General features: G+C 48.2%; 20 protein-coding genes. 9 read left to right on the plus strand and 11 right to left on the minus strand.

Translation table 11 applies throughout. The annotated features are described in order from the left end of the window. Window positions 1–70: 70 nt before the first annotated feature. The 6 genes from C0081_RS11275 to C0081_RS11300 form a co-directional block, all read right to left on the minus strand. Window positions 71–1057: a UDP-glucuronic acid decarboxylase family protein gene (locus tag C0081_RS11275; protein WP_101533940.1), complete on the minus strand. Its 987-nt coding sequence runs from the start codon at window positions 1055–1057 to the stop codon at window positions 71–73. Window positions 1058–1152: 95 nt separating this feature from the next. Beyond that, complete coding sequence (locus tag C0081_RS11280; RefSeq protein ID WP_245417929.1) at window positions 1153–1905, minus strand: sugar transferase; 753 nt, start codon at window positions 1903–1905, stop codon at window positions 1153–1155. Window positions 1906–2920: 1015 nt separating this feature from the next. Then, window positions 2921–3682, minus strand: coding sequence for an SGNH/GDSL hydrolase family protein (locus tag C0081_RS11285; RefSeq protein WP_180966852.1), 762 nt, complete (start codon window positions 3680–3682; stop codon window positions 2921–2923). A 165-nt stretch (window positions 3683–3847) separates the two neighbouring features. After that, window positions 3848–4114, minus strand: coding sequence for a hypothetical protein (locus C0081_RS11290; protein ID WP_101533942.1), 267 nt, complete (start codon window positions 4112–4114; stop codon window positions 3848–3850). A gap of 8 nt (window positions 4115–4122) precedes the next feature. Then, on the minus strand, window positions 4123–5379 hold the full coding sequence (locus C0081_RS11295) for an MBOAT family O-acyltransferase (protein WP_245417930.1): 1257 nt from the start codon (window positions 5377–5379) through the stop codon (window positions 4123–4125). 213 nt (window positions 5380–5592) lie between these two features. Continuing rightward, complete coding sequence (locus tag C0081_RS11300; RefSeq protein ID WP_180966853.1) at window positions 5593–7527, minus strand: GDSL-type esterase/lipase family protein; 1935 nt, start codon at window positions 7525–7527, stop codon at window positions 5593–5595. Window positions 7528–8601: 1074 nt separating this feature from the next. Between C0081_RS11300 and C0081_RS11305 the strand changes: the two genes are divergently transcribed. After that, window positions 8602–10212, plus strand: coding sequence for a CapA family protein (locus C0081_RS11305; protein WP_180966854.1), 1611 nt, complete (start codon window positions 8602–8604; stop codon window positions 10210–10212). Between the two features lie 56 nt (window positions 10213–10268). Here C0081_RS11305 and choV read toward each other — a convergent pair whose 3' ends face one another. The 3 genes from choV to C0081_RS11320 all read right to left on the minus strand — a co-directional run bounded on the left by choV (window position 10269) and on the right by C0081_RS11320 (window position 13149). Further along, the gene (choV, locus tag C0081_RS11310) at window positions 10269–11309 is read right to left on the minus strand and encodes a choline ABC transporter ATP-binding protein (RefSeq protein ID WP_101533946.1); all 1041 of its coding nucleotides are present in this window, start codon (window positions 11307–11309) and stop codon (window positions 10269–10271) included. After that, window positions 11306–12142: a choline ABC transporter permease subunit gene (gene choW / locus C0081_RS11315; RefSeq protein ID WP_101533947.1), complete on the minus strand. Its 837-nt coding sequence runs from the start codon at window positions 12140–12142 to the stop codon at window positions 11306–11308. The genes choV and choW overlap by 4 nt, the downstream gene beginning before the upstream one ends. A gap of 83 nt (window positions 12143–12225) precedes the next feature. Further along, window positions 12226–13149 (minus strand): choline ABC transporter substrate-binding protein, encoded by a 924-nt coding sequence (locus C0081_RS11320; protein ID WP_101533948.1) that lies wholly within the window; start codon window positions 13147–13149, stop codon window positions 12226–12228. Between the two features lie 119 nt (window positions 13150–13268). Here C0081_RS11320 and betI point away from each other — a divergent pair, with 119 nt between their 5' ends. The 5 genes from betI to C0081_RS11345 all read left to right on the plus strand — a co-directional run bounded on the left by betI (window position 13269) and on the right by C0081_RS11345 (window position 21778). Beyond that, window positions 13269–13916 (plus strand): transcriptional regulator BetI, encoded by a 648-nt coding sequence (betI, locus tag C0081_RS11325; RefSeq protein ID WP_210200478.1) that lies wholly within the window; start codon window positions 13269–13271, stop codon window positions 13914–13916. Between the two features lie 6 nt (window positions 13917–13922). Further along, the gene (gene betB / locus C0081_RS11330) at window positions 13923–15383 is read left to right on the plus strand and encodes a betaine-aldehyde dehydrogenase (RefSeq protein WP_101533950.1); all 1461 of its coding nucleotides are present in this window, start codon (window positions 13923–13925) and stop codon (window positions 15381–15383) included. Further along, window positions 15383–17038, plus strand: a complete 1656-nt coding sequence (betA, locus tag C0081_RS11335; RefSeq protein WP_101533951.1) for a choline dehydrogenase — start codon at window positions 15383–15385, stop codon at window positions 17036–17038. The genes betB and betA overlap by 1 nt, the downstream gene beginning before the upstream one ends. A 275-nt stretch (window positions 17039–17313) precedes the next feature. Beyond that, window positions 17314–20280, plus strand: coding sequence for an SH3 domain-containing protein (locus C0081_RS11340; RefSeq protein ID WP_146006447.1), 2967 nt, complete (start codon window positions 17314–17316; stop codon window positions 20278–20280). A 502-nt stretch (window positions 20281–20782) separates the two neighbouring features. Beyond that, the gene (locus C0081_RS11345) at window positions 20783–21778 is read left to right on the plus strand and encodes a sensor domain-containing diguanylate cyclase (RefSeq protein ID WP_101533953.1); all 996 of its coding nucleotides are present in this window, start codon (window positions 20783–20785) and stop codon (window positions 21776–21778) included. Window positions 21779–22028: 250 nt separating this feature from the next. Here the strand turns inward: C0081_RS11345 and C0081_RS11350 are convergent, their stop codons facing one another. After that, on the minus strand, window positions 22029–22688 hold the full coding sequence (locus C0081_RS11350) for an RraA family protein (RefSeq protein WP_180966855.1): 660 nt from the start codon (window positions 22686–22688) through the stop codon (window positions 22029–22031). Next, on the minus strand, window positions 22681–23466 hold the full coding sequence (locus C0081_RS11355) for a FadR/GntR family transcriptional regulator (RefSeq protein WP_180966856.1): 786 nt from the start codon (window positions 23464–23466) through the stop codon (window positions 22681–22683). Before C0081_RS11355 ends, C0081_RS11350 begins: the two co-directional genes overlap by 8 nt. Window positions 23467–23595: 129 nt before the next feature. Here C0081_RS11355 and C0081_RS11360 point away from each other — a divergent pair, with 129 nt between their 5' ends. From C0081_RS11360 to C0081_RS11370, 3 genes are read left to right on the plus strand one after another with little or no spacing between them, the layout of a single operon-like run. Next, entirely contained in the window at window positions 23596–24573 is a 978-nt protein-coding gene (locus C0081_RS11360) for a Bug family tripartite tricarboxylate transporter substrate binding protein (protein ID WP_101533956.1), read from the plus strand. Between the two features lie 21 nt (window positions 24574–24594). Continuing rightward, window positions 24595–25068, plus strand: a complete 474-nt coding sequence (locus C0081_RS11365; protein ID WP_101533957.1) for a tripartite tricarboxylate transporter TctB family protein — start codon at window positions 24595–24597, stop codon at window positions 25066–25068. Next, window positions 25065–26630: a tripartite tricarboxylate transporter permease gene (locus C0081_RS11370; protein WP_101533958.1), complete on the plus strand. Its 1566-nt coding sequence runs from the start codon at window positions 25065–25067 to the stop codon at window positions 26628–26630. Before C0081_RS11365 ends, C0081_RS11370 begins: the two co-directional genes overlap by 4 nt. Window positions 26631–26638: the final 8 nt, after the last annotated feature.

A 26638-nucleotide genomic window follows, 5' to 3' on the forward strand; every position in this document is an offset into this window, starting at 1 on the left:
CGATAACCGAAATCTTCATACGTCTATTTTCCAAACCAAAAAAATATTAAATATACATCAACAACAACTTCTAAGTTACCGCAAGCATTGCCACTTTTTCATCAGGCTCATTTTGACCAAGCAATTGATCAAAATAAGAAATGGTTTTTGCCAGCCCTTCTTTTAATTCAACCTTTGGCTCCCAATTCAGATGTTTTTTGGCCAAATCAATAATTGGCTGACGCTGCATCGGATCGTCCTGAGGCAATGTTTCAAACACGATTTTGGAACTTGAACCTGTCAATTCGATTACATATTCTGCCAATTGTAATATTGTGAACTCATTTGGGTTCCCAATATTAATTGGCATGGTTGTTTCATCAGGAGCATTCATCAAGCGGATCATGCCTTCCACGAGATCATCTCTAAAACAGAAAGAGCGGGTTTGTCCCCCATCGCCATAGACTGTAATGTCTTGCCCTTGCAAAGCTTGCATAATGAAATTTGATACAACTCGACCATCATTGGGATGCATCCGTGGGCCATAGGTGTTGAATATGCGCATAACGCGTATATTGACATTGTTTTGACGCTGGTAATCATAAAACAACGTCTCAGCACACCGCTTGCCTTCGTCATAACATGAACGAATGCCTGTGGTGTTTACATTGCCCCAATAACTTTCTGGCTGCGGGTGTATCTCCGGATCGCCATACACTTCGGACGTTGAAGCCTGAAGGATTTTGGCCCCGACGCGCTTTGCGAGGCCCAACATGTTGATCGCTCCAATAACACTTGTTTTGGTCGTTTGCACCGGATCTTTTTGATAGTGAACGGGAGAAGCTGGGCAAGCTAGATTGTATATCTCATCCACTTCCACATACAGCGGGAAGCAAATGTCATGGCGCTTCAATTCAAACCGCGGATGACCAAGAAGATGCTCAATATTAGCCTTCTGACCGGTGTAAAAATTATCCAGACAAAGCACTTCATGCCCTTGATCCAAAAGACGTTCGCATAAATAAGAACCAAGGAAACCGGCACCGCCAGTTACCAGTATACTTTTTCTCTCAATCATGACTCACTCCGGAATACATCGCGTGAAAAAAATGAGGATGCTCGCAAATTGGAGCAAATAACTTGATATGCAAAAAAATCGCAAAGAACAGCTAATTAAAACCCGTTGCCGCCACGAAGTTCGACAGCAACCGTTTTGAAGACGAGGCCAATATCCATCCAAACACTGAAGTTACGAATATATTCAATGTCGTGATCAATTCGTCCAAAAGCTTGCTCGAATGTAGTGGTGGGACCGCGATAACCATTCACCTGAGCGAGACCTGTGATGCCTGGCTTCATGAGATGGCGGGTATGATAGTAGGGCACAAAATCTTCGTACCGCTCACCGTGCGCTAGCATTCCAATTGGATGGCATCGAGGACCAACCAGCGACATGTCACCTTTGAGTACGTTAAGAAGCTGAGGCAACTCGTCGATATTGGTTTTACGCAGGATCGCGCCGACTTTGGTTATGCGACTGTCATTTTCTTTGGTTTGAGCAACACCAGATTTGTCACACTTGCCTGCATACATACTGCGAAACTTGAAGACTTTAATCCGGCTTTTATCTTTACCCCAGCGTTCCTGAACAAAGAACACACTGCCCGGTGTCTCCCACCGAATAGCAATTATTACAAACAACAAAAATGGAGACAAAACCAACAACGCAAAAGCTGAACCCAAAACATCCAACATGCGCTTTAAAAACAAATGCACTTTACGCTTCAGACTGATTGTCCGAGCAACCTGTCTTGCTTGTTTGGCTCTTTCCTCGAGCCGCTCTTTGAGCACCTCTTCCGACGAAGAGCCACCAAATGAAATAGAGATATCTTCAACGTACGGGTTATATGCATTGCCTAAAAACATAGCAATTTTCCTAGTACTGAACTAATATACATCAATTCCTGAAATCAGGATAAACGGCAAACATGAAATTTAAAAACGAGTTTATTCAATATATTCTACTACTTATTACAACTTTTACTACTTTAAAATCAACGTTTGGTTAACTCTCCCTGTGGAAATTAGGAGCTACACTTTACAAAAATGTGACAAATTCTCAGCAAAAATCACAACTTGCATTGAAACCACTGTTTGAAATCTATTCAAACATTCCAACCTGAAATGCATGCTGATCTTAGATATAGACAGCACTTGTCAAAACTCTCTTTTCTCTTAACGCCCAAAAGGTCAGAAGTTCGAATTATTTCTCTTTAGCTATTGTATTTATTATCTTTTTACCTGCCTACTGCAAAAAATCGGACATAGAGTGTTGAAAAAAGGGGGGCCAATCACGCCTCCCAATCTGACGAGCGCCATTGCAAAACTGAACCAACACACCTAATTTTTAAGTCAAGATCGGTTGAGAATTTATCAATCTAGCTTTTCAAAAAAATAAATATTTGATTAACTGCTTTTCAAATCTGGAAAATTGCAAACACACCCCAAACTTGCAACCTATTGGTTTATTTTTCAATCCACTACCCTTCTAGAAATACCTCATTTAAGCGGCTCAAGAATTGAAAATCCTTCAACACGGACAAATGATTAATAAGACAAATCTAAATACCGCCAAATTTACGCCTAATATTTGGGCGATTTTTATTTGCTAAAAATTTTGATGGTTTGCGAGAAAAATAGGTCAACTTACACTGCCAACTAGCCGCTCCAGACACATCTTTTCATAGCCCCCCCCTATTCTGAGCGCTCTGAAGATCATTCATGCTAGGATAAGTCCTGCCCCCTCCAAAAAAAACCTTCTTCACCCGGTCATTGGCGAAGAAGGAACGATTTAGGAGCTGAAGAAAGTCGCCACTGTTGGCACATCAAACACTATATTACAGGTCCTTGGGAAAAGACGGTTTGATCAAGTCGTCAGGCTTTACTCTAGCAAACTGATTTCTTTGGCGACATACCGCCCAAGATCCAGATAGCCCTGTGGCGTAAAATGGACTTTGTCTTGCGCTCGCAGCATCTTCTTCTTTCCATCCGCGCCTTTGCCACTCATTTGGAAAGTCCCGCTTTCAGACGCGAACCAATCCCAGCTGCTGATGTAGGTTATGCCATTAGCATTTGCGCGTTTTTTGAAAATATCATTGAGATACTTGTAGCCAGTAGCAAAATTGCTTTTTCCAACAATCGGCAACCCGACCCAGTAGATTTTACGGTCAGGTTTCTTGACCGCTTTTATAATACCATCAAGGCGTTCATTGTAACGCTTGACCCAACCTTCTGATTGAAAATGGTGACGTTTGGATTTTTCCCGAATAGACTGCAGATCATTGGCCCCAAACATCATAATATATATATTTGAATTGTCTTTCTTCGAGATTTTTTGCGCAGCAGCAGTCCAGTTGTAACGGTCATATCTTACCAGACCAGTATTGACGCGCGAATACTTTTTTACCTTGATATTTTCAGTATCTCTCGCCACCTGAACAATGCCCGAATGCAAGCCAACGGCGAGAGAGTCCCCCAAGATAGCAACTGTTACGGGTTGATGAGGTTTCGTCTCTTCTTTAACATCTCCATTTTGCAACGTTTTTTCTGCCCAAACGGGCGTTGAAATCAATAAAAAAGAAACAACACAAACAGCAACATTTATGACACTGCGCGACTTCAAAGTGTGTGAGTTAAACATCATAAAATATCTCGGTGTGAAAACATGAAATAACTGTTCGAATACTATTCGACGAGGTTGCATTCCTCAAGATACACAATTTAATTTTTATTGTAACGGTTAATTAGGCAACACTAACGATTGCAGCAGCAAATAGACCTGGTTAGATTATAACATTATTTGGATCAGCTAAAATGATAGCTCCTGAAGCCATTGCATCCAATCAGCTATTGTTTCGGATATCGCCAGAAGACCAGTCTCCTCCATCCAACCCGCCCACTTTTCAATAATGATGACCAATGCTTCGGTTAAGCGGTTGATCGGCAAGTCATATGACCAACTGACAAGGTCAGACGCGTCAAACAGAGCAAGCAGGAAAGCGGCAAAGAGGAATGCTGCCAAGGTAGCAGCAACCCTATCCATGGTCTTGTCTTTCATCATAGTCATGTCCGACATGATCACTCCTAAAACTGAAAATAGATAAAGGGAGCGGTGCCCGATGGTGAAATCCATTGTATGAGCACAAGCCCGAACGAAAAGATCAGTGCCATGCCCAAATGGCCTGAACGAGACATAAAGTGACTGATACGTTCATAACTAGCTCTTGGCATAAACTGCCCGATTGCACAGATTATGACAAGCGCTGCGACAAAGGGGGTAAGCGTGGTAATGGTCGTTGTCGCTTCCCCGATTGCACGCAAATAGTCAAGCGCCAGTGTCAGAGAAGAAGCGCGGAAGAAAATCCACGCGAGACAAACAATGTGAAATGTTACCATGATACCTACGAAGCGCCCTAGCCCATCCTTTGTCCAACGGGCGAAACCGCTCATACGCTCTAGGATCAGAGCAAGGCCATGGATCCCCCCCCAAAGAACAAATGTCATAGCGGCTCCATGCCATATGCCACCTAAAAACATTGTAAGGAACAGGTTGCGATAGGTCATTTTGGTGCCATTGCGGCTGCCGCCCAACGGAATATAGAGATAATCCCGCAACCATTGAGACAGCGATATGTGCCATCTCTGCCAAAATTCTTGTAAGGATGCGGCTCGATAGGGCTGATTGAAATTGCGCTTAAAGTGATATCCCATCAGTGCGGCCAAGCCGATCGCAATGTCGCTGTAACCGGAAAAATCACAGTAGATCTGGCCCGCATAGGCATAGACAGCCACCACCAATTCCAGACTTGATGCAAATTCGGGGGCCATAAAAATTTCGTCAACATAAAGTGTGGCGAGATAGTTGGCCAAAACCATCTTTTTAAAGAGGCCGATCAAAATGAGAAACAGGCCTTTTGCCATGAAACGACGGGTTAAAACTGGGCGTTTGTCTAGTTGAGGCATGAAGTGCGCCGCACGCACGATGGGTCCTGCCACCAATTGCGGAAAGAAGGAAATGTACAACGCGAGATCAACAAAAGAGCGGCTCGCTGGAATCTCTTTGCGATACACATCCACGACATAGGAAATGCTCTGGAATGTGAAAAAGGAAATCCCGACAGGAAGAATGACCTCCATTAGCGGCAGCTCGCGCTCCAAACCAAGTCGCTCGAGAAGCGCTCGCAAACTGTCGACAAAAAAGCCAGCGTATTTAAAATAACCCAGCAGGGCCAAATCGATTGCAACAACAAGGGTGAGTATCTGCTTTTTCTTGCGCTGCCTGTCGCTACCATCTATCAGCACACCACCGATATAGCTCACGATGGCATTAAAAAGAAGCAAGGAACAGAATTTCCAGTCCCAATAGCCATAGAAAAAATAACTAGCAACCAGCAAAAGCTGTTTACGGCTAGAGCTGAATCGCCTTAGTGACCACGACGCAAAAAAAACGACGAGAAAAAACAGTCCAAAATCGATAGTTGGAAACAGCATTGTTATCAACCACTAACCAGTAAAAGAGCGACTAAACGTATACTCCCGTTGCGATAGTGATGATCAATTTGACACAACTTTCAAGCTATTTTTGACTTGACCATCCAAAAAGGCAACAAAGGCTGCTGCACTTTTGTCATAGCCCTTTGGGGTCAGATGAACCCGATCCTTAGCAACCAGTCTTGGGCTTTGTGTCGACCATTTGGCAGCACCACAGCGCCCACCCATAGCAGATGCCCAATCCCAAAACAGTCCAGCATTTTCGTTAGCCATCGATTGGAGTGTACTACGTACTGCGCCCAGTTTTTTAGGTGTGTACCAGCCACCCCCGCAAGAAATAGTGCTAGAACGGCGACGTGCTCCGTCTGCTGGGCCGATGAACATAACGGCAGCAGCTGGGGCTGCTGCACGCAGCTTACCGACAAAACCACTTGCCAACTTGCGATAGGAAGCCATATTCAAATTGTCGTTATAGCCCTCATTGGTACCATAACCATAAATGATCAAATCCGGATCTAGTCGTTTGATATCATTGGCCAACAACGTATCAGACCAGCGCTTTGTGACCGACGCCGTTGCGCCAGACAAACCGAAGTTGACATATTGAATGCCAGGCTTGTTTCTTCCAGAAGCCCAATTAAGGACGGTGGTCGCACCGCCGCCGCCATGGGTTACAGTCAAGGTTTTTGAACGTCCTTCTATGCGAACAGTTTTAGAACCAACTTTGGTTGCCCGAGCGGATATTTTTTTGCTGCCACCTTGCGTGGCGATGGTTACATTGCCCTGTTTGGGGCCGACATAGAGTGTTACTTCAGCCCAATCAAACATTCCGCTTTTTGAGGTCAATGTCATTTTTGCACCGGTTGATGACGTACTGACCCGAACACCAGAGAGCCCATAGGGACCGCTTTTCACGCGCAATGAATTAGCCGAAGACCAGCCGCGACTGGCCGTTAAAGACACACCGTCTGCATGTGCATATTTATAAGCATTGGCGGGAATAACGGCGCCTCGGCCTGCATCTCCATAAAGCGATTGCAGACGACGACGAATCCCTCGTGTAAATGAATCAGAAGCAATATGGCTATCACCAATGTGCAAAATAGTGATGGTCTCATTGAGCTGACCGGATTTCAGCGCCTTCATTTTGGCCAAGAACCGAGCAGTGTTACCGGTCAAAGGGCCTGTTGGTTGTTGCGGCGCTTGATCTGGTTCAAAACCAGCAAGCGGAGAAATAGAAGCCAGTTTCATCGGCTGCTGAGCTTGCAGATTTTCCAGTACGGCAGGCTTTGAAAGCGGCAAGCGCAGAATATCACCTTCTGTCGCGTCCGATCCTAAGCCCATGGGAACAGCAACAGTCGCAACATTTACTTCCTGCCCAGCAGTCTCGGGAGCCAAGTTTGCAACGGCTCCTTGAATACTATTGCCTGTAGGTGCCGCAACCTCTGGCAAATTGGTTAGCTTGGCCAGAACCATGTCGCTTGATTTATTGACTATAGATTGATCGCGTTCTTTGAACGACAACGCATTCTCAACCCCACCTGCCAAAATCGAGAGCTGAATTTCTGATAGCACTTCTTCTTCGGACAGCAAAGGGAAATCGGAATATAGTATGGGATCAAAGGGCTTCTGCGTATCTTGCATTGGCATTGCACTGGCGAGGTCCTTTTTGACCAGCACCCAACTGTTGTCGATACGCAGAGCAGAATAGAGCGTCTTGATTTCGGACAATGCGGATGTCATGTCAGCATTTTTCTTGCGCAACATCATCAATTCAAGTTGCATGCGTCGATTTTGTTCTTCCAGGGCAATGATTTTTTGCACGCTGCGGCGGGTCGCAGTTTGGTCTTGCGACGTGAGTGCCGACGTCAACCCATTGTCGGATAAATGTAAAGCCTGATCCGGTCGCGAAAGCCCCTTGTTGGTTTCGTTATTGAGCAAGAACAACCCCATGATCGAGACTACCACCAACAGACCAAGAACAACGAAACCAATCAAAAGAGCTCCGGTCAGAACAGTTTCTTGACGATGTTTGTTTGAGGTAGCGGTTGTGGAGGCTGCGGATGCCCGATTAGGTATCTGCCCTTGTACCGGTGGCGACGCATGATGAACATGAGGCGCATGAGCCCTCTGTGGGGGTGCAGACTGTGGGATAGGAGAGTCTTGCCCAGAACTATATACGGGAGCAGTTTGCGCTGGTATCGCCTGGGTATTGTGCAGCAAATGAATATTCGTGTTTTGCGCCGATGGTTGTATTTTCTGACTGGCTGCGGATGACGGCTCGGGTCGAGTGCTTTGGCGCATCGCCTGTGCACGTATGTATCGAGTGTCCATGAGTTCAAGTTCTTCCGCCTCAGAATATGGCGTAATTTTCATCTGATTTGAAGACATAGGACTGGCTCTCTACTCATGCAGTGCGGCCAAATCGGCGCCGTTGCAGATTTTCCTTACTCAAGAACAACGACAAAGAAACTATTGGCGATGCCCGTCTAAATTTAGAATGCCTTTTTATGCTTAATATTCCCTAAAGACCCAAACAAACCAGCGACAAATCCATGTAATCCAAGCAATTTAATGCAGATGCATTGTCTAACCAACAAATGATTTCACACCAGCTTACTGCTTTACTGGGACGATATTTGGGCGACTATTCAATGATCCAGCGCGAACACCCCGCTCAAACGCTAGGCTGAACAGCAAAAAACTTTGCAGCCAGACGCAAACCAGCTCAAATAAAATTGTGATCGAAACAGAAAACCCAATCATTCAATACTGCGCGATATTGAATATAAACCGTCCATATTTACCATTATTCAACAAACCACTGCTATACAATTCATTTTGTAGTATTTTGAATTCGTATTATTTTACATAACAAACCTGACCATAATATTGCGGGGTTTTATGAGTATATCTTGTCATTGGGATAGAAATTCGTTTCTAGTTAAGCACGTACTTTCAGCAATTTTTGCGTCATCAGTTGGTGTTTCGGTCTCCTCCGCATCTGAGACTATCAGACCCGCGAGTATCCGTTTGGATATGCACGCAGGAAAACCGCACACATACCTTGCGATGACCACAAAAATAGACAAATCCGTCGATTTTTCGGCAAAAACAGAAGGATCCGAGCATTTTACCTTAGTGATGGTTGGGGATACGGGATTTGCGCCCAGCAGAGCAAAACCTTTGCCAGACAAGGTTTATAAATACGGTAGAGCGCTGACATTTGAACAGACCTTGAAGTCTATTAAGTCAGAGATCAATGGTGACATAAATTTTGCCAATATAGAAACCGTGATTTCGGCGTCATCAAAGCTGAAGCCTGTTTCCAAGAAATACAATTTTATGACACACCCAAACGGCGTGCGTCATCTGGTGGATGCAGGGTTCAACCTGTTTTCCATGGCCAACAATCACGCCTTTGATTATGGGCAAGACGGTGTTCGGGACTCTGTGCGCCATGCAAATGCTTTGTTATCCAAAGGGCTGCTCGCGCACGCAGGCATCGGCAATAATCATAAACAGGCCGCCCGCACACCGGTCTTTCAAAGAGACACGCTCCGAGTAGCCTTTGGTGCGGTTGGGATTGGCGCTGGTGGAGGCGGGATTCAACGCGCAACAGACAAACGCCCAGGTCAACTCAATTTGTTCAGTCCTAAAGATCGTCAACTTCTAGCAAATAACCTAAGCCAAGCACCTGCAGATTTGCGGTTATTATCGGTACATCACGGCCCAGAGCGTCATATTCGCCCCTCTGGGCGTGAAGTGCAAATGATACGACAGTTTGTGCGGAATGCCGACGCCAACGTCATGATCGGTCACCACGCGCATGTTTCCAGAGGTATCGAAATAATGAATGGCCGTCTGATCATTTATGGTCTTGGCAACTTCAATCATCAAGGCACGGCTAATATGAACGGCAAAAATGGTTGCCATAACTACAGCCTTCTTGTGCGGGTTCACTTTACGCAAAAAACAGGAGCACGCCCTCAAATTGCAGCTATTGAAGCCGTTCCTATCAATTCAACCCACATGCAGCCTACGCGAATAAAGGGCAGACATGGTGCGCGCCGCATTGCTATTCTCAATGGTTTGGCCAATCAGTTTGATAACAAAAAGTCTGGATCCAGCGGCGTTCGTTTTATGGCTCAAACGGATGGCTCGGGCCTATATTGCACCAAAGCTGCGGCGGAGCATCTTTACACCCGACAGCTTTGTGGAAATTTTCGCCAAGAACACCTAGCAAGCAAGAAAAAATACCAAAGGGCAGCTGCGACTTGTGGCGGCTCAGCGCCCCTTTCTATGATCGCAAAGGCCATAATAGCGCCCGATGCTAAGCGCGTTGCAAAAGCGCGTTTTACGCCGGCAACAGTTTCCAGTTCTTCGGATCAGACAGCAGGCAGCGCTTTAGCCTCTAACGCCAAACAGGCTCTAGATATTGCGGCGATCGGCCAGTTGCCTTTGGTGCACACTCCAGAAGCTTTTAACTCCAAAGCAAAACGCGGCACACTCATAAGCCATAAACTGGACCGCAATCCTGACCATTGGCCTGCGGGGATTCCTCTGGCTTGGGCCGTACCCACAGATGAAAATGCCAAAGACAGACTAAGACGATGGCAACTAAAGCGTTATTCGGTTGCTGAGGTAGAAAAGCTCCTCAAGAAACGCGGGTTGATCAACTAAGCAATGCCCTAGGCAATAGGCTGTCCGCGGTTTTATAGACTGTTGTCGGCGTTTGCCTATTGGCTGTCTTCACCAACGTGCACGGATAAATGGTTCAACACGCTGCGGGATGTCAGCTGCCCAATAATCTCGCCTGATCTCACAACCCCTATTGCCGCCTCTGAAGCAGAAATCACCTCGAGAATATCTGCCAACAGCTTACCTGATTCAACAGTCTCACTGTAGGTATCAGATTGTGTTTCATCCATTACATCGCACGCTCTCAGAACGCCGAGTGGATTCATGTTTGAGACAAAATCAGTCACATAGTCATTGGATGGATGAGCAAAAATCTCCTGGGGTTTCCCGCATTGAACAATGCGCCCTCCTTCCATAATGGCAATACGATTGCCAAGTTTGAACGCTTCATCCAAGTCATGGCTGACAAAAATAATCGTGCGTTTGAGTTTGTCTTGCAGCTCTAAAAGCTCGTCTTGCAATTTGTTTCTGATTAGGGGATCCAGCGCCGAGAATGGCTCATCCATCAATAGAATGGGAGCATTTGTTGCAAAGGCCCGAGCAAGCCCGACGCGTTGCTGCATTCCACCGGACAACTCACTAATTTTGCTATCAGCCCAGTCTTCCAGACCAACAAGAGACAGTTGTTCCATGACAGCTTCGCGCCGCCGTTGTTTGGATATACCTCCCAATTCCAATCCCAGCCCGACATTTTCGATGACCGTGCGCCAGGGCAAAAGACCGAATTGCTGGAAGACCATCGCCACCCGCTCACGGCGCATGCGGCGCAATTCCGTTGAGCTGGCTTGAGTAACGTTGACCAGAGCACCGCCATCATTGACCAACACATCGCCCCGAACGACAGAATTGAGACCATTCACTGCGCGCAAAAGGGTCGACTTGCCAGATCCGGACAGACCCATAAGGACAAAAATTTCGCCTTCTTCTACTTCGACCGAGCAATCATGCACCCCGAGGATTTGATTGGTTTGATCCTGAATTTCGTTGCGATCCAAACCCTGATCCATCAATGGCAAAGCCGTTTCTGGCGCCTCGCCAAAAACGATCGAAACATTGTCTATTTTCACAGCCACGGTCATTGTTCAGTTCCTCGATTAAGCATCCGGTCAAGAACGATAGCGACTACAACGATGACAAAGCCACTTTCAAACCCAAGGCTGGTATTGACTTGATTGAGCGCCCGAACGACAGGCACGCCAAGCCCATCGGCTCCGACCAAAGCCGCAATCACCACCATAGACAGGGCCAGCATGATCGTCTGATTAAGCCCGGCCATAATTTGCGACATGGCATATGGCAATTCAACTTTATACAAAACATCGCGCTCTGACCCGCCAAAGGCGCGCACGGCCTCAATTAAGCTTTCTGGCGTCGAAGACACGCCCAGTTGTGTCAGCCGTATGGGGGCGGGAAGAACAAAAACAACCGTCGCAATGAGCCCAGGCACCATGCCGATACCAAAAAAGACGATGGCTGGTATCAAATAGACGAAGGTCGGCAGGGTCTGCATCAAATCAAGCACAGGGCGCAACGCAGCATAAAGTTTGGGGCGATGCGCCGCAGCAATGCCGATCGGCACACCGATGGCCATACAAACGGCACAAGAAGATAAAACAAGTGTCAAACTCTCGGTTGTTTCTTGCCAGTATCCCTGATTGATGATGAACAGCAAACCCAACGCGACAAGCAAGCATGTTTTCCAACTACGCTGAAGCAACCAGGTCACACCGATAAAAACCGCAATGATAATTAGTGGATGTGGGGTTTGCAGCACCCACAAAATGCCGTCGATCATCCCCTCCAAGGCCCAACTCAGCCCATCAAGACCCCTTTCCGCATGGGTTCGTATCCACTCGAAGATGATGCTTGCCAAGTCACCAATCGGGATCTTGTTCGTCTGGAGCCAATCCAAAATATCATTCCTTTAGTCTTGCAGTCTCGGACAAAAAGCACAAAGCCCCGCACTTGGCGGGGCCCTGTTAATGAGTAGCAGCTCTAAAGTCCGAGCGCTTGTTTGACAGCTGGCATTGCTTCGCCACCGTCAAGCGTTTTAACACCATCAAGCCATCCATCTAGAACCGAAGGGTTGGCTTTGAGCCAGGCCTGCGCAGCGCTTGGGGCTTTTTCGCCATCATTAAGGATAGCGCCCATGATTTCGTTTTCCATCGCCAACGAAAATTCAAGGTTGGTCAGAAGCTTGCCGACATTGGTGCAATCTTTGGTGTAGCCTGCGCGGGTGTTGGTGTGCACAGTCGCCCCGCCAAAATTAGGACCAAAGACATCATCGCCACCGGCAAGATAGGTCAGTTTAAAATTGGCATTCATTGGGTGTGGTTCCCAACCCAAAAAGACAATCGGCTTGTCTCTTTTGCTTAACCGGTCAACTTGACTCAGCATGCCCTGCTCCGAGCTTTCACGAACAGAAAATTCTTTTAGACCAAAAGCGTCTTTTTCGATCATTTCGAGGATCAAACGGTTGCCATCGTTGCCCGGTTCGATGCCATAAATCTTGCCATCCAATGCGTCAGCATGTTTGGCAATAGATGCGAAATCAGTGATGCCGAGTGCGGCGCCCGCAGCATTGGTCGCCAAGGTGTATTTTGCGCCCTCAAGATTGGTACGAACGGTTTCGACAGTGCCTTTTTCACGATAAGGCGCAATGTCCGCCTCCATGGTTGGCATCCAGTTCCCCAGAAAAACATCCACGTCGCCTTCTGCAAGCGAAATATAAGTGACGGGTACGGACAGAATTTTGGTTTCGGTTTTATATCCGAGCGCTTCCAATACAACAGAAGTCGCGGCCGTGGTTGCGGTGATATCGGTCCACCCAACGTCAGAGAATGTCACTTTTGAGCAGTCAGCAGCAAGCGCTGCGCTCGTGGACAGGGCAAGGATGGAAGCGGCAATAGCCAGTTTCATGATGTCTCTCTCTGTATGATTTTTTAGAAATGTTATATTTATAGGAAAGTTATTGATTGACTAGTCAATAAATAACAAGATAAATGCAATTTGCAACCTATTTTAGAAAAGACCAGAATTTGTCCAGAAAATCTGAACATGAACGGCGCTCAGAACTCATTGCTGCAACGATCCGCGAGATCGCGGCCAATGGCTCTTTGAATGTAACCACAAGCCAGATTGCAAAAAGCGCTGGCGTGTCTTCAGGCCTTGCCTTCCACTATTTTAAAGACAAGGACAGTTTGTTTTTAGCGGCAATGCGGGAAATTCTTTCCAATTATGGCCGTGATGTACGCCTTGCATTGGCGAAATCCTCTGGTTCTCGCAACCGGTTGGAAGCCATTGCCAACGCCAGCTTTGATCATAGCAGTTTTCGGCGAGGGTCTATTTCTGCTTGGTTGAATTTTTACACTCTAGCCTTGAAGTCGCCCCAAGCGAAACGGTTGCTCTATATCTATCAACGCCGTTTGCACAGTAATTTGGTCTATGACTTGCGCACATTGGTGGGGGAGCGCGCACCAGACGTAGCCCGACGCATATCTGGTCTGATTGATGGACTTTATCTTCGCTATGCCCTTGATGACACTTCGACTGAAGGACTGGAGGGCGCGCAGCATATCATGCGCGCCATCGAAGCGGAGTGTACAGAAATTCACGAAAATGACGACATTTCTATCGACGAGGCTTGTCCTAGCCCGATGGACCCCATTGCCAAACCTCAGGAGTAGCCTTGCATGAGCACCGCTTATCAGCCCGCCGCCAGTCACTACGTGAATGGGACCTATATTGACGACCTTGACGGCCGCGAAATACCGGTGATTTATCCAGCCACAGGCCAAGAAATAGCCAAGGTGTATGGTGCAACAGCGTCCATTATTGAGCAAGCAATCCAATCCGCGCAAATAGCACAAAAGCAATGGGCGTTTTTGTCTGGTTCCGAGCGCGGTCGCATAATGGTGCGCGCGGCTCATATTATGCGAGAGCGCAATCGCAGTTTGTCTGAGTTGGAAACCCACGACACTGGCAAACCCATGTCTGAAACGCTAATCGCCGACGCTTTGTCTGGCGCCGATGCCCTTGAATATTTTGGTGGCTTGGCTGGCACATTAACCGGCGAGCACATACCTCTGGCCGGTGGTGACTTTGTTTATACCCGCCGCGAAGCACTTGGTGTTTGCGTTGGCATTGGCGCTTGGAATTATCCCATCCAGATTGCCTCTTGGAAAGCCGCCCCGGCTCTGGCATGTGGCAATGCAATGATTTTCAAACCGTCTGAAATGACACCATTATCAGCCCTTAAACTTGCTGAGATTCTTGTTGAAGCCGGTGCGCCGGCTGGCCTGTTCAACGTGGTTCAGGGGCATGGGGATGTTGGCGCGGCTTTGGTAACCGACCCACGCATTGACAAAGTTTCACTCACTGGCTCGGTGCCAACAGGCCAAAAGGTTTATGCCGCAGCAGCACAAGGCCTCAAGCATGCAACGATGGAGCTGGGTGGCAAATCCCCTATCGTAATCTTTGATGATGCAAATCTGGAAAATGCGGTGTCTGCTGCTATCAATGGTAATTTCTACTCTACCGGTCAGATCTGTTCAAATGGTACACGCGTGTTTGTGCAAGACGAGATTAAGGACGCTTTTATAGCGCGCCTGACTGAACGCATGAAACGCGCAATCATAGGAGATCCTATGGGTGAAACCACGACCATCGGGCCAATGGTTTCAGAGCGTCAACGAGCCATTGTATTAGGGTATATCGAAAAAGGCATCCAAGAAGGCGCAACCCTTGTTGCCGGCGGCAAGTCGATTGACGGAGCAGGATTTTATATTGAACCGACCGTTTTTGCCGATGTAACCGATGACATGACCATCGCGCGCGAAGAAATTTTCGGGCCCGTCATGTCGGTGCTTTCGTTTGCAACAGAAGAAGAAGCGATCCGCCGGGCCAATGATACGGAGTTCGGTCTAGCTGCGGGTGTGTTCACCCAAGATCTGACCCGCGCTCATCGTGTTGCAGCGGCCTTTGAGGCAGGGACTTGCTACATAAACGCCTATAATTTAACGCCAGTCGAAGCACCTTTTGGCGGTGTCAAAATGTCTGGTGTCGGCAGAGAAAATTCAAAAGCAGCTATAGATCACTATAGCCAACTTAAATCCGTCTATGTGTGTTTGGGCGATACGGAGGCAGCATTCTGATGCGTGCAGATTATGTAATTATTGGGTCCGGTTCTGCCGGTGCGGCAATCGCTTATCGTTTGGTCGAAGCCGGCAAATCGGTGATTGTCATCGAACAAGGTGGCACCGACATGGGGCCGTTTATTCAAATGCCGGCCGCCCTGTCCTATCCGATGAATATGCCGATTTATGACTGGGGTTTTAAAAGTGAACCAGAACCCCATTTGGGCGGACGCAGTCTCGTCACCCCGCGCGGCAAAGTGATCGGCGGCACCTCTTCCATCAACGGCATGGTCTATGTGCGCGGTCACGCCTGCGACTTTGATCACTGGCATGATAATGGTGCGACCGGCTGGTCCTATTCCGATGTGCTCCCCTATTTCAAGCGCATGGAAAACTGGCATTCTGGCGGACATGGGGGCGACGCCAGCTGGCGCGGCACCGATGGTCCGCTCTATGTGACACGTGGTCCACGTAAAAACCCATTGATCAAAGCCTTTGAAGAGGCCGGTCGCCAGGCTGGCTACCAAATGACGGACGACTATAATGGGGAGCAGCAAGAAGGGTTTGGCCCACTTGAAGCGACCATTTGGAAAGGCGATCGCTGGTCCACCGTAAAGGCCTATCTCAAGCCTATTCAGGACAAAGAAAACTATACAATGGTGCGCGGTCTGGCGCAAAAAATCGTCATCAAGGACAAACGTGCCTGTGGTGTCGAGATCAAACGCAAAGGTCACATCGAAACAATCCACGCCGATAAGGAAGTGATTGTGGCGGCATCTTCGATCAATTCGCCAAAACTGCTTATGCTGTCAGGTGTTGGTCCTGCCGCGCATCTGGCTGAGCATGGCATCGAAATTGTTGCGGACCGGCCCGGCGTGGGCCAAAACCTGCAAGATCATCTAGAGCTTTATATTCAGCAGGCCTGTATCCAGCCGATCACCCTGTTCAAATACTGGAATCTGATCGGCAAAGGACTGATCGGGGCCCAGTGGTTGTTCACCCGCAAAGGGCTGGGTGCTTCTAACCAGTTTGAAAGCGGAGCCTTTGTGCGCTCGGCAGCAGGCATTGAATATCCAGATATTCAGTTCCACTTTCTTCCCATAGCTGTGCGTTACGACGGGCAAGTGGCAGCAGAAGGGCATGGCTACCAAGCGCATGTTGGACCCATGCGATCTAAATCTCGCGGCGCGGTGACTCTAAACTCATCCAACCCGAATGATGATCCTAGAATCCTCTTCAACTATATGTCACATGAGGATGACTGGCGCGATTTCCGCACCTGCATCGCACTCACGCGTGAGTTGTTCGGTCAAGAAGCTTTTGCCCCCTATCGAGGCAAAGAAATCCAACCTGGCGATAACGTCACCAGCGAGGCAGCGCTAAACGACTTCATCCGAGAGGACGTCGAAAGTGCTTTCCATCCTTGCGGCACATGCAAGATGGGCGCGATTGATGACCCTATGGCTGTGGTAGATCCCGACTGCCGTGTAATCGGTGTTGAGGGCCTGCGTGTCGCGGATAGTTCGATCTTTCCGCGCATTCCAAACGGCAATCTGAATGGCCCTTCCATCATGGTAGGTGAAAAGGCCGCAGATCATATATTGGGGACTTCATTACCAAAGGACAACAGCACGCCCTGGATGAACCCTAACTGGGCCACTAGCCAGCGCTGATATGGAACATACAGGTACGAACGAGCATCAGAGCGTACAATAGTATATCTGGCGTATTGCAACGCTTGTTCGTACCAATCATCAGACTCATTCAACCTTAAACGGCAGTTTACATTTAGTATTATGTCGTTGTTTTTGGTTCTACTCGCCTAATATCTTATAGTTTTCGTTCCTATTTCCTCCTATTAATGATATTCAGTAAAAGTACATATTTCACTGAAGGGTACGGTAACTTTGATGGTGCCGTATAATTATTATTATTTGGGGGCATGTCGTTGTATAATTTGAGGCTCATTCTTTCTTTTATCTTGGCAACTCTATCGTGCCTATTGCTTTCATCCGGCGCTATGGCTCAAAGCTACGGCACCAAAGATGCGCAGTATGTTACCAATTCCCGCAACAGTGCTGTTTTGCGCTATATTGTTTGCCTCGAGCTGGTCGCGGGGACGCTCCCCTCTAGCATGAGCCTTCCGAACCGCATCAAACGTGGTGAAGACGAATGTCGCTCGGCTGCGGCACGATTACCGAATTCATCACGTGAACCTGATGCATCAGACATTCGCGCGATGATCATGGAATGCGGCTTTCGCCCAGGAGAAGAAAGCCCTGGGTTTGACTGTGGTGATGCTCCCGCAGCTTCTGGCAATGGTCAATTCAATCAAATTCCCAATCGTCCCGTTGTTACCAGACCGGCTCCCAATATACCAAGGATCAATAACCCCTTAGGCGCACCGTTCGTGGGCGATGAAGTCGTATTGGCTCCACGCATTATTGAACTGGGAAAATGGGTTGGCAGCTTTGCGCTTGATGGCAATGATTTGTGGGTCCCTGAGAGTGGTCAAAGAACACTTGCAAAGGTGAACTACAGAACGGGGCGCATTGATAACCGCTTTAAAGTCGGAAGGCTTCCTATCAATTCTCTTGTCATTGGTCGTAATGCCTACACTCTGGTTGCAACCGACAAAGTGCTGCTAAAGCACAACAGAAACGGTCGCAAAACAGCGCTGGCCAGGCTGACCGATTGTCCCGAAACAATGACTGCATCGGGCAGAAATATATTTGTACTGGGTATGCCAAATTGCAGTTCGGAAAGCAGCCGCGTTATTAGGATAGACAGCCGCACCGGAAAAATGAAGACATCCCAAAACTTGGGAGAATGGGCACAGTCGATTGCAACTGTCGGATCAGAAATTTGGGTGGGTCATGCACGTCATGAAACTATCTCTATTGTCGACAAGTCGCGCCTGACATTCGAAAAAATGGATTTGGGCGGGATTGAAGCTTGGGCAATGGCCGCAAACAGCCGTTCTGTCTTCGCTGGTGGCCGCTATGAATCAACAGATAGTGACGGAAGCATCGTTATGATCGATGCACGCAGCCGCCAAGAGATCTCCCGCTATAGCGTAACCGAGCTCGTAGCGAAAATGACTGCAAATGAAGACTATGTCGTCGCAGTTGGCCAAAAGGGCACCATTTGGGTGTTTTCCGCCCATGATTTGACATTTATTCGGCAGATTCGTTCGACGACTGGCGACATCGATCCACGTAATGTGGTTATAGACGGCAATGACCTGTTGGTTTCATCTTCTCAACATCGTGGACAAGATGGCGCGATCTTGGTGTTTTCCGACTTCCTGCCAAATGGTGTCGGCAACATAACAACGGGTCAACAGAGTCCGACGGTTCGCCCGACGAGACCAACCACCAATGTGCGTCCAACTCGCCCCACGACACAGACCAGACCCACTAGACAGATCCGACCCACTATTCAAACAAAACCAACTAGACCATCTCGACCAACGGTTGCTTCGCAATCAGGTCTTCCTGTTTTGGCAAGCTCGTATGGTGGCCGCGTGCGTAGCGAACCAAACTTGAACGGCACTCAAGTGGCATCCACGCTGGAAGGCGATGACGTTACATTGTTTAGGCGAACCAACTCCATCTATAGAGGGTATCCTTGGTTTTCTATCGAGCTAGCGAACGGTCAGAGCGGGTACCAATGGGGTGGGATCATATGTTCCTACGATACTTTTGTTTCCGGCACCAAGGAATTGTGTGTTCAAACGCAGCCTAGCCCAGCCAATAACCTACGCAATACGAGACCCAGCAGACCATCAAGGCCCAATCGCCCGTCAAATCCGGCCAACAATAGCAACACCAATCCAACAGGTGCCGATGTATTGGTTGGAGTGCTGGATCTCTTTGGAAAAATTATTGAGAACGAAAACAAACCAAAAAACAATGGTGGCTATCAGGCATCCAACAATGCAGGTGCTTCGAACAGTCAGTTGGTCGTTGGCACATACTCAAGCAACAGCGCGACATCGGGCAACATTCAATTTAATCAGCATTCCAATTCTCTAACCTGGACCGAATTTTGTGGTCCGACCATCACCTTAACACCGAATTGGAACCGTTCGGTTTTGCGCCCGTCGGGTGGCAACTTGCAGCCATTCCGCCTCAAAGTACAAAATGGCGCGGTTGTCGGCTTTAAATCTGGCCGCGACACCTACTCAAAGCAAAATGGTGTCATGATGCCAGGATGCGTGCAACCAACACAGAAGCCGACCAATAATACCAATCCGCAACCCAGTGATCCAAGGGCCAGCAACGACTATTCATTGGTGCTTCCGGCACTCAAAAACAAATGTGACCGGTTCATGCGCAATAAAAAACGCATTACTCGCTATTACGACTGCATGGATCAGGCTTTGATGGATAGCCTTGAAGAGCTTGAAGACGGCGCCTCCAGCCCCGTAAACACTCCTCAAGCCGCACAAGATCCACGGATCAATAATCCAGCATATGGCAACCTCCCAATGGGCTATCTATCTTCTTGTGCCCAGACCCATGGCGAAAACAGTTCTCCATACTTTGACTGTCTCGATGAGGCAATTGTGAGCGAGAGCATTAATCGCCGCGTGGAAAATAAATTTTCCGATTTGACAGAACAAGAAATTCTCGGTTGCTCAAGTTACGGATATGGTTCAAAGGACTTTTTCAATTGCCTTTTGGCTGTTCGCGCCAATAAAGCACAACAAAACAGCACGCCATCCGCAGTTGCCCCACAAACGAACGCTGACAAACAGGTTCTGATTGAACAACTCGGAACAATATGTGTTGCAAATTATGGGCCTGCGGACGTGGAACAATGCAAGGTCGTCATGTCCCAATGCATTAACAACTATTTTGCGGCTGGTGACGCCGCCATGGAGCAATGCATTAAGGGATCTGGCTGGTAAAGCTAATACAGCCAAGAGGGTTCTTTCAACATCGAAGGATTTACACATCAAGTGGTAAATTTTCATCGGCACGGGAATCAATCCAGACAAACTATGGCCAGATCCTTTTCTTGGGTCTGGCCATGATGTGTTTTACCGATGCACATTGGGTTTCTAACGCACAAAACGAACCGTCGACAGAAACGTAAAAACCCAGAAAAACAATCAGAGTGCCAACATTATAGAGGTAAAGTTTTTACGCCATTTATTACTTCTTCTGCGTGTTTCTACTCCGTTTTCAGTCAATGCAGGTAAACAGTTTCCCACAACCAATTTTATTCGACTATTCACGATGAAAACTTCACCGCGGACAGGTGGTTGAATGTCAAACATCAACCAATAGTAAGTTCGGCTTAATGATTTTGTTGCAAACTCACAATGACGAAGCAGAGCTGAAACCGCGCCCTGCATTCTCTGGATAAAATACCGTATAATGATTGATCTGTGGGGGGATTGAGGAAATATGGATCAAAATTTTTACGAAAAAATCCTCGATTCTCTGAGTGATGGCGTCTATTTCGTCAACAGAAAGCGTCAGGTCCTCTATTGGAACAAGGCGGCAGAAAATCTTAGCGGCTACACTTCGGAAGAAGTTATCGGCAAACGATGTGCAGACAACACGCTCAATCATGTTGATGAGTATGGCAATAAACTGTGTTTGAAGGGGTGCCCTTTGGGGGCCTGCATGAGAGACGGGCAATCGCGTGAAATGAATGTCTACATGCACCATAAATCTGGGCACAGAATTCCTGTTCGAGTGCGGTCCTTTCCGATGCGTGATGAGGCAGGAAAGATCATGGGATCCGTTGAGATATTTTCGGACAACAGCCAGCGCCTTGCCATAAGAACGGAAGTCGAGGCGCTTCGCCATGAAGTCCTCACCGACCCGCTATCGGGCATAGGTAATCGCCGGTATGCCGATATCTCATTAGAAAATATGTATGAGTCTTTAAAACGCGACAATGTACCCTTTGGCGTGTTGTTTGTGGATGTCGATAATTTCAAATCAATAAATGACAAATGGGGACATGACATTGGGGATCGGGTGATTGCAACAGTCGCAAAAACGTTGTCCGTCGTATTGCGTCCATTGGATGTCGCCTGCCGTTGGGGCGGCGATGAGTATGTCATACTAATTTCTAACGCCTCGTTAGAAGGACTTGCAGCCATTGGTAAGAGAATAATCCATCTTATAGAAGAATCTTGGTTTGCTCTGGACGATGACGTTGTTTCATTTTCCGCGTCAATTGGCGGGGCTCTGTCAAAGAAGAGCGACACGGCGAAGTCTATATTGGAACGAGCGGACAAACAGCTTTATCTAAGCAAGGAAAATGGACGCAATTGTTTCCACTTGGATGACATCGCAATAGTGACAACCAGCTCGGAAAATTCCTTGGCAGAAGACACCAAATTGACGCCCCCCAGTCCTCAACATAGATCGACATCTTATACCATTTAATCCCGTCTTGATTAGCCCTCTTCCATCCAGCGATGCCTTTGTCTCAAAAGTACCTCTTCACCCTCAATCACCCTTTTTCTGCCTATTCTGTATCAATGCGTTTGGAGCGTTCTCACACCATTTAGAGCTGCTGGCTGAAAAGAGATGTCTGCAGGGCGGGTCGATATTGGGATGCTTTATTTATGAAAAAACTCCAATCAAGCGAATGGCTCGACTGGAGTTTTCATTTTCTAACCATTGCCTTGACCGTTTAGACAGGCCAAATTTTCTGCAATTTTTCACCCGCAAGGATTCGGTCCCTTGCCGTTGCTTCTTCTTTGCCCAACGCATCGGCTTGCTTGGCTACTGCCGCAACATGTTCTTTTGGGATGACGACCAAACCGTCAATATCTCCAAAAATCACATCGCCGGGCTTCACCGTGGCTTTGCCAATTTGCAAAGGAACCTGGCTCTTTACCGGTTCTTTTTTGCCCGTCACCCCGATGGGGCTTGGGGCCGTTCCAAAGAGCGGATAGCCGAGCGTGCGTACTTGAGCCAAATCGCGGACCGTGCCATTGACGACTGTAGCCGCTGCACCGCTGGACTTTGCACCGGTACTCATCAGTTCACCGGAACAAGACCCCGGAGCGCAGGAAGCGTCACAAACCAAAACGCCGCCTTGGGGCACGTTATCGATGGCATTGTGATAAACGTCCTGAGGTTCACCTTTGCGATCGGATGGAGCAAAGAGAACAGTAACGGCAGGGCCACAGATGACAGCTCCCGGCTCAAGAGATCCCAGTAAAGAAATCCCCTCTAAACACCCCCAAAGACCAAGCGCTTCCATGCTGTCATGAATGTCGCCAGAGTACCATTTTTTCAAGCTTTCTATTGCCTGCCAATCGGTATCAGAATAATCGAATTCAGCCATTTTCATCCTCTTTGTTGGCCTGTTTCATATTTGACTTTTCGATGGCCTGACGAAGATAATCAGCGCTGTTGTCAATCTGAGTTCTAATGCGATCCACAGCGCCCGTCATATCACGGTTGCAGATCAACTCATAAATCTCGGCGTGTTCCTGATAGGCATCAGCAAGAGATTTGATTGGTATACGGCTGGTCACATGGATCACATCGTTAATCAGGCCGGAAAAATTATCATAGATCCGCATCAGGATCTGATTGTCTGTGGCATGCACCAGCGCCAAGTGGAATGACGCATCAGCGTTGACAAAACCGGGGAAGTCGCCATCATCCCGTGCTTTTTTCATGCCCTTAACTGCATCATCAACCTTGGACATCTGGACATCTTTTTTGTTTGTCAGAATCTCCAGCGCCTCTGACTCAATCATGCGGCGAACAGCCATCAATTGCAGAAGATAGTCAGAGTTTGAATGAAACTGTTGGCGAACGGTGACGGCCAACGCATCCAAATAACTGTTGATGTCATCCCGGACGACTTCGGTGCGCTCTCCATGACGCCGTTGTACAAGCCCCTTCACTTCAAGCTCTTGTATGGCTTCACGGACAGCACGGGTCGAAACACCAAACTCACGCGCGATGGCGCTTTCTGATTCAAGCCTCTCACCGACCTTCAACTCGCCATTGAGTATTCTGTTTTCCAATACAGAAGAAACAACAGAATGAAGCCTGCCACGAGGACGCAGTGGAATCTGAAGGTTGTTTTTCATTTCAGCCGACTTAGCCATGTAGGATCCTAAGGTTTCTAATTCCATATTGACAATACTTATGTCATGAGTCATAAGTCAAGTGTTATCTGATCGTGCCATAACGGGGTTATCGCCCGTAAGACACGAAACCCTTGGGAGGTTAAAATTATGAAATCACACGTCAAGAAAATCTTTTGTTCTTCGGTTGCCGCTGTTGCCCTTATGTCTGCGGTAGGGGTCGCACAAGCAGCATGGCCAGAACGCGCTGTTACCATTATTGTGCCGTGGTCTGCTGGTGGCGGCACCGATGCAACGGCCCGCATGGTCGCTTCAGGTCTTCAAGAGCGTCTTGGACAGCCATTCAATGTTGTTAACCGCACCGGCGGTGGTGGACTTGTGGGGCACGCTGCGATCGCCAATGCAAAAGCCGATGGGTATACCCTTGGTGTCATAACCATTGAAAGCACAATGTATGAAAGTCAGGGGCTGCCCGGCGTTACACCTGATGATTATGATTATATCGGCCGCTACAATGCTGACGCTATTGCTATTAACGTATCCGCTAAAGCGGAGTTTGATACTGCCGAAAAGCTGATTGAAGCTGTAAAGGCACATCCGGGCAAAATTACCGCTTCAGGCGCGAACCGTGGTGGACTCTCACATCTTGCGTGGGCAGGTCTTTTGAACACGATGGGCATCAGCCCTGAAGCCAGCAACTGGGTTGCCTCTGCCGGTTCTTCTCCAGCTATGCAACAGCTGGCAGCCGGTGCAATTGATGTTGTTTCCACTTCCCCTGCCGAAGCCCGTTCTTTGGTTGAAGCTGGAGAAGTAAAAACCTTGGCTTTGATTTCGGGGGAACGCAATGAACTGTTCCCTGACTTGCCAACAACAGACGAGCTTTTTGATATTAAGTGGTCACCTTTGCCCTTCCGTGGCCTTGCTGCTCCCGACGGGATGCCACAAGAAGCAATCGATGCTCTTTCGGCGGCTCTTAAAGACATCACCGAAAATGAAGAGTTCCGTGGCTTCATGAAATCTCGTGGCTTCTCCGTCGCCTATCAGGATGCTGCAAGCTTTGAAAAAACAGTGATGGCCTCTCGCGACGGTCTGGCAGAAACAATGAAAGCTGTTGGTCTGGCCAAATAAGCCAGTCACGGAGTTTACCTTATGAGAATAAGCGACCGGATTACCGGACCCGCAATCTTACTCTTCGGAGTGGTGGTACTTTGGGGGGCTTCAGGGCTCCCCTCCGTCCCCGGAGTGCGGTTTGGAGCAGATCTTATGCCAACGCTGATTGGCGTAGGTCTTTTGGGCTTAGGACTTTCAATCCTGATTGGCAGTTTTACGTCCAATCTGAAAGAGCCGCTCATTGATATATCAGAATGGAGCGTTCCCAATCTAGATAAATTGGCTGCAATCTGGAGCCTTGGTGGCCTCGTTATTGGCGGCCTGCTGTTTGAGGTGATCGGGTTTCCGATACTCGGCGTGGTCTATATGGCCGTTTTAATGACGCTAATGAAAACCAGTGTCAAAATAACAGCTATTGTTTCGATCAGTGTTGTTGCTGCGCTCTATGTCGGCTTTTCTAAAGCGCTTTTGGTGCCACTTCCTCTTGGCTTGTTGGAAGGTTTGTTTCCATGAGTTTTGAAATCCTCACCCAAAGTTTGGGCCTTCTGCTTGTCCCCTCAGTTCTAATGGCCATCTTATTTGGTTCAATTTATGGGCTGTTCATTGGTGCTTTGCCTGGTTTGACCGCCACAATGTCTACAGCGCTGCTCGTACCAATCACCTTTTATATGGAGCCATTGCCCGCAATTGCCCTGATTGTCTCTAGTACGGCGATGGCCATATCTGCTGGCGACATCCCCGGCACCTTGTTGCGCATTCCTGGCACCCCAGCCTCTGCCGCCTATACCGATGAGTCCTATCAGATGACATTGCATGGTCAGGCTAGCAAGGCCTTGTCCCTTGGCTTTTTCTTCTCTGCTCTGGGCGGATTGTTCGGCGCGACGGTTTTGTTGGTGACGGGCCCTCTCTTGGCACGGGTTTCACTGAATTTTTCGAGTTTTGAATTCTTCTGGCTCGCCTTATTGGGGCTTTTGACCTGCGCTTTGGTTAGCGGCAGCAATGTTGTCCGCGGGTTTGTCTCGTTATTATTAGGCCTGCTCATCGCCACTGTGGGGTTGGATATTACCACCGGCTCACCACGCTTCACCTTCGGTGAGATCGAACTTATGGGAGGCGTATCTTTCATTCCCGTCATGATCGGTATGTTTGCTTTTTCCGAGATTTTGCGCGGGTTCACGACCAACAGACTCGGCCAAGGAGAGATGCCCAAGATCGGCAAGATTGTTCCCTTTCAGGGGGTCTTTGGATTGTTGCGTAAATATCCATTTTCAATGATCCGCGGCGCCTCGCTTGGCACCGCAGTAGGAGCATTGCCCGGTGTTGGCGGAGATTTGGCAGCCTGGATTGCCTATGGCATGAGCCGACGCTTTTCCAAAACACCGGAGAAATATGGCACCGGTCACCCAGAGGGTTTGGTCGAAGCAACATCGTCCAACAATGCAGGCCTGTCGAGCGCATGGATTCCGGCACTGGTTTTCGGCATCCCCGGCGATGCGGTGACGGCCATCGCAGTTGGTGTTCTGTTCATGAAGGGCGTAGCCCCCGGCCCTCGGTTGTTTGTTGAAAACCCAACGATGCCGACGGCTATCATTCTGACCTTCTTTGTTTCGAACCTCTTGCTGTTTCCATTAGGGTATGTGGCAATCAAAGTTGCTCGTCATGTTCTTTCCATCCCTCGCTCTGTGATTGTTCCCATCATCCTGATTTGCTGTTTCCTTGGGTCTTATGCGGTCAACAACACTTTGTTTGGCGTTTGGATCATGCTGATCGCGGGGATTGTCGGGTATTTAATGGAACGCAATGGCTTTCCCATCGCGCCCGTCATTTTGGGGCTGGTTCTGGGGCCTGTGTTGGAACGCAATTTCATTATGTCGATGCAAATCGCCAATGGAAATTTAATGGGCTTTTTCGAGCGTCCCATTGCTTGTGGCTTTGGCATTGTGGTTTGCAGCATCCTGTTGTTTGTCTTCACAAAATCCATCAGGGGCTGGCTAACCGGAGACTCTGCGCGAAGACGAGAGAAACTTCTGGCGCTCGCCAAAGAAAGTGCAAAAGACCGAGCAATCGATGTTTAGAAATAGAT

The organism is Cohaesibacter celericrescens, from assembly GCF_002866925.1.
GTDB lineage: Bacteria > Pseudomonadota > Alphaproteobacteria > Rhizobiales > Cohaesibacteraceae > Cohaesibacter > Cohaesibacter celericrescens.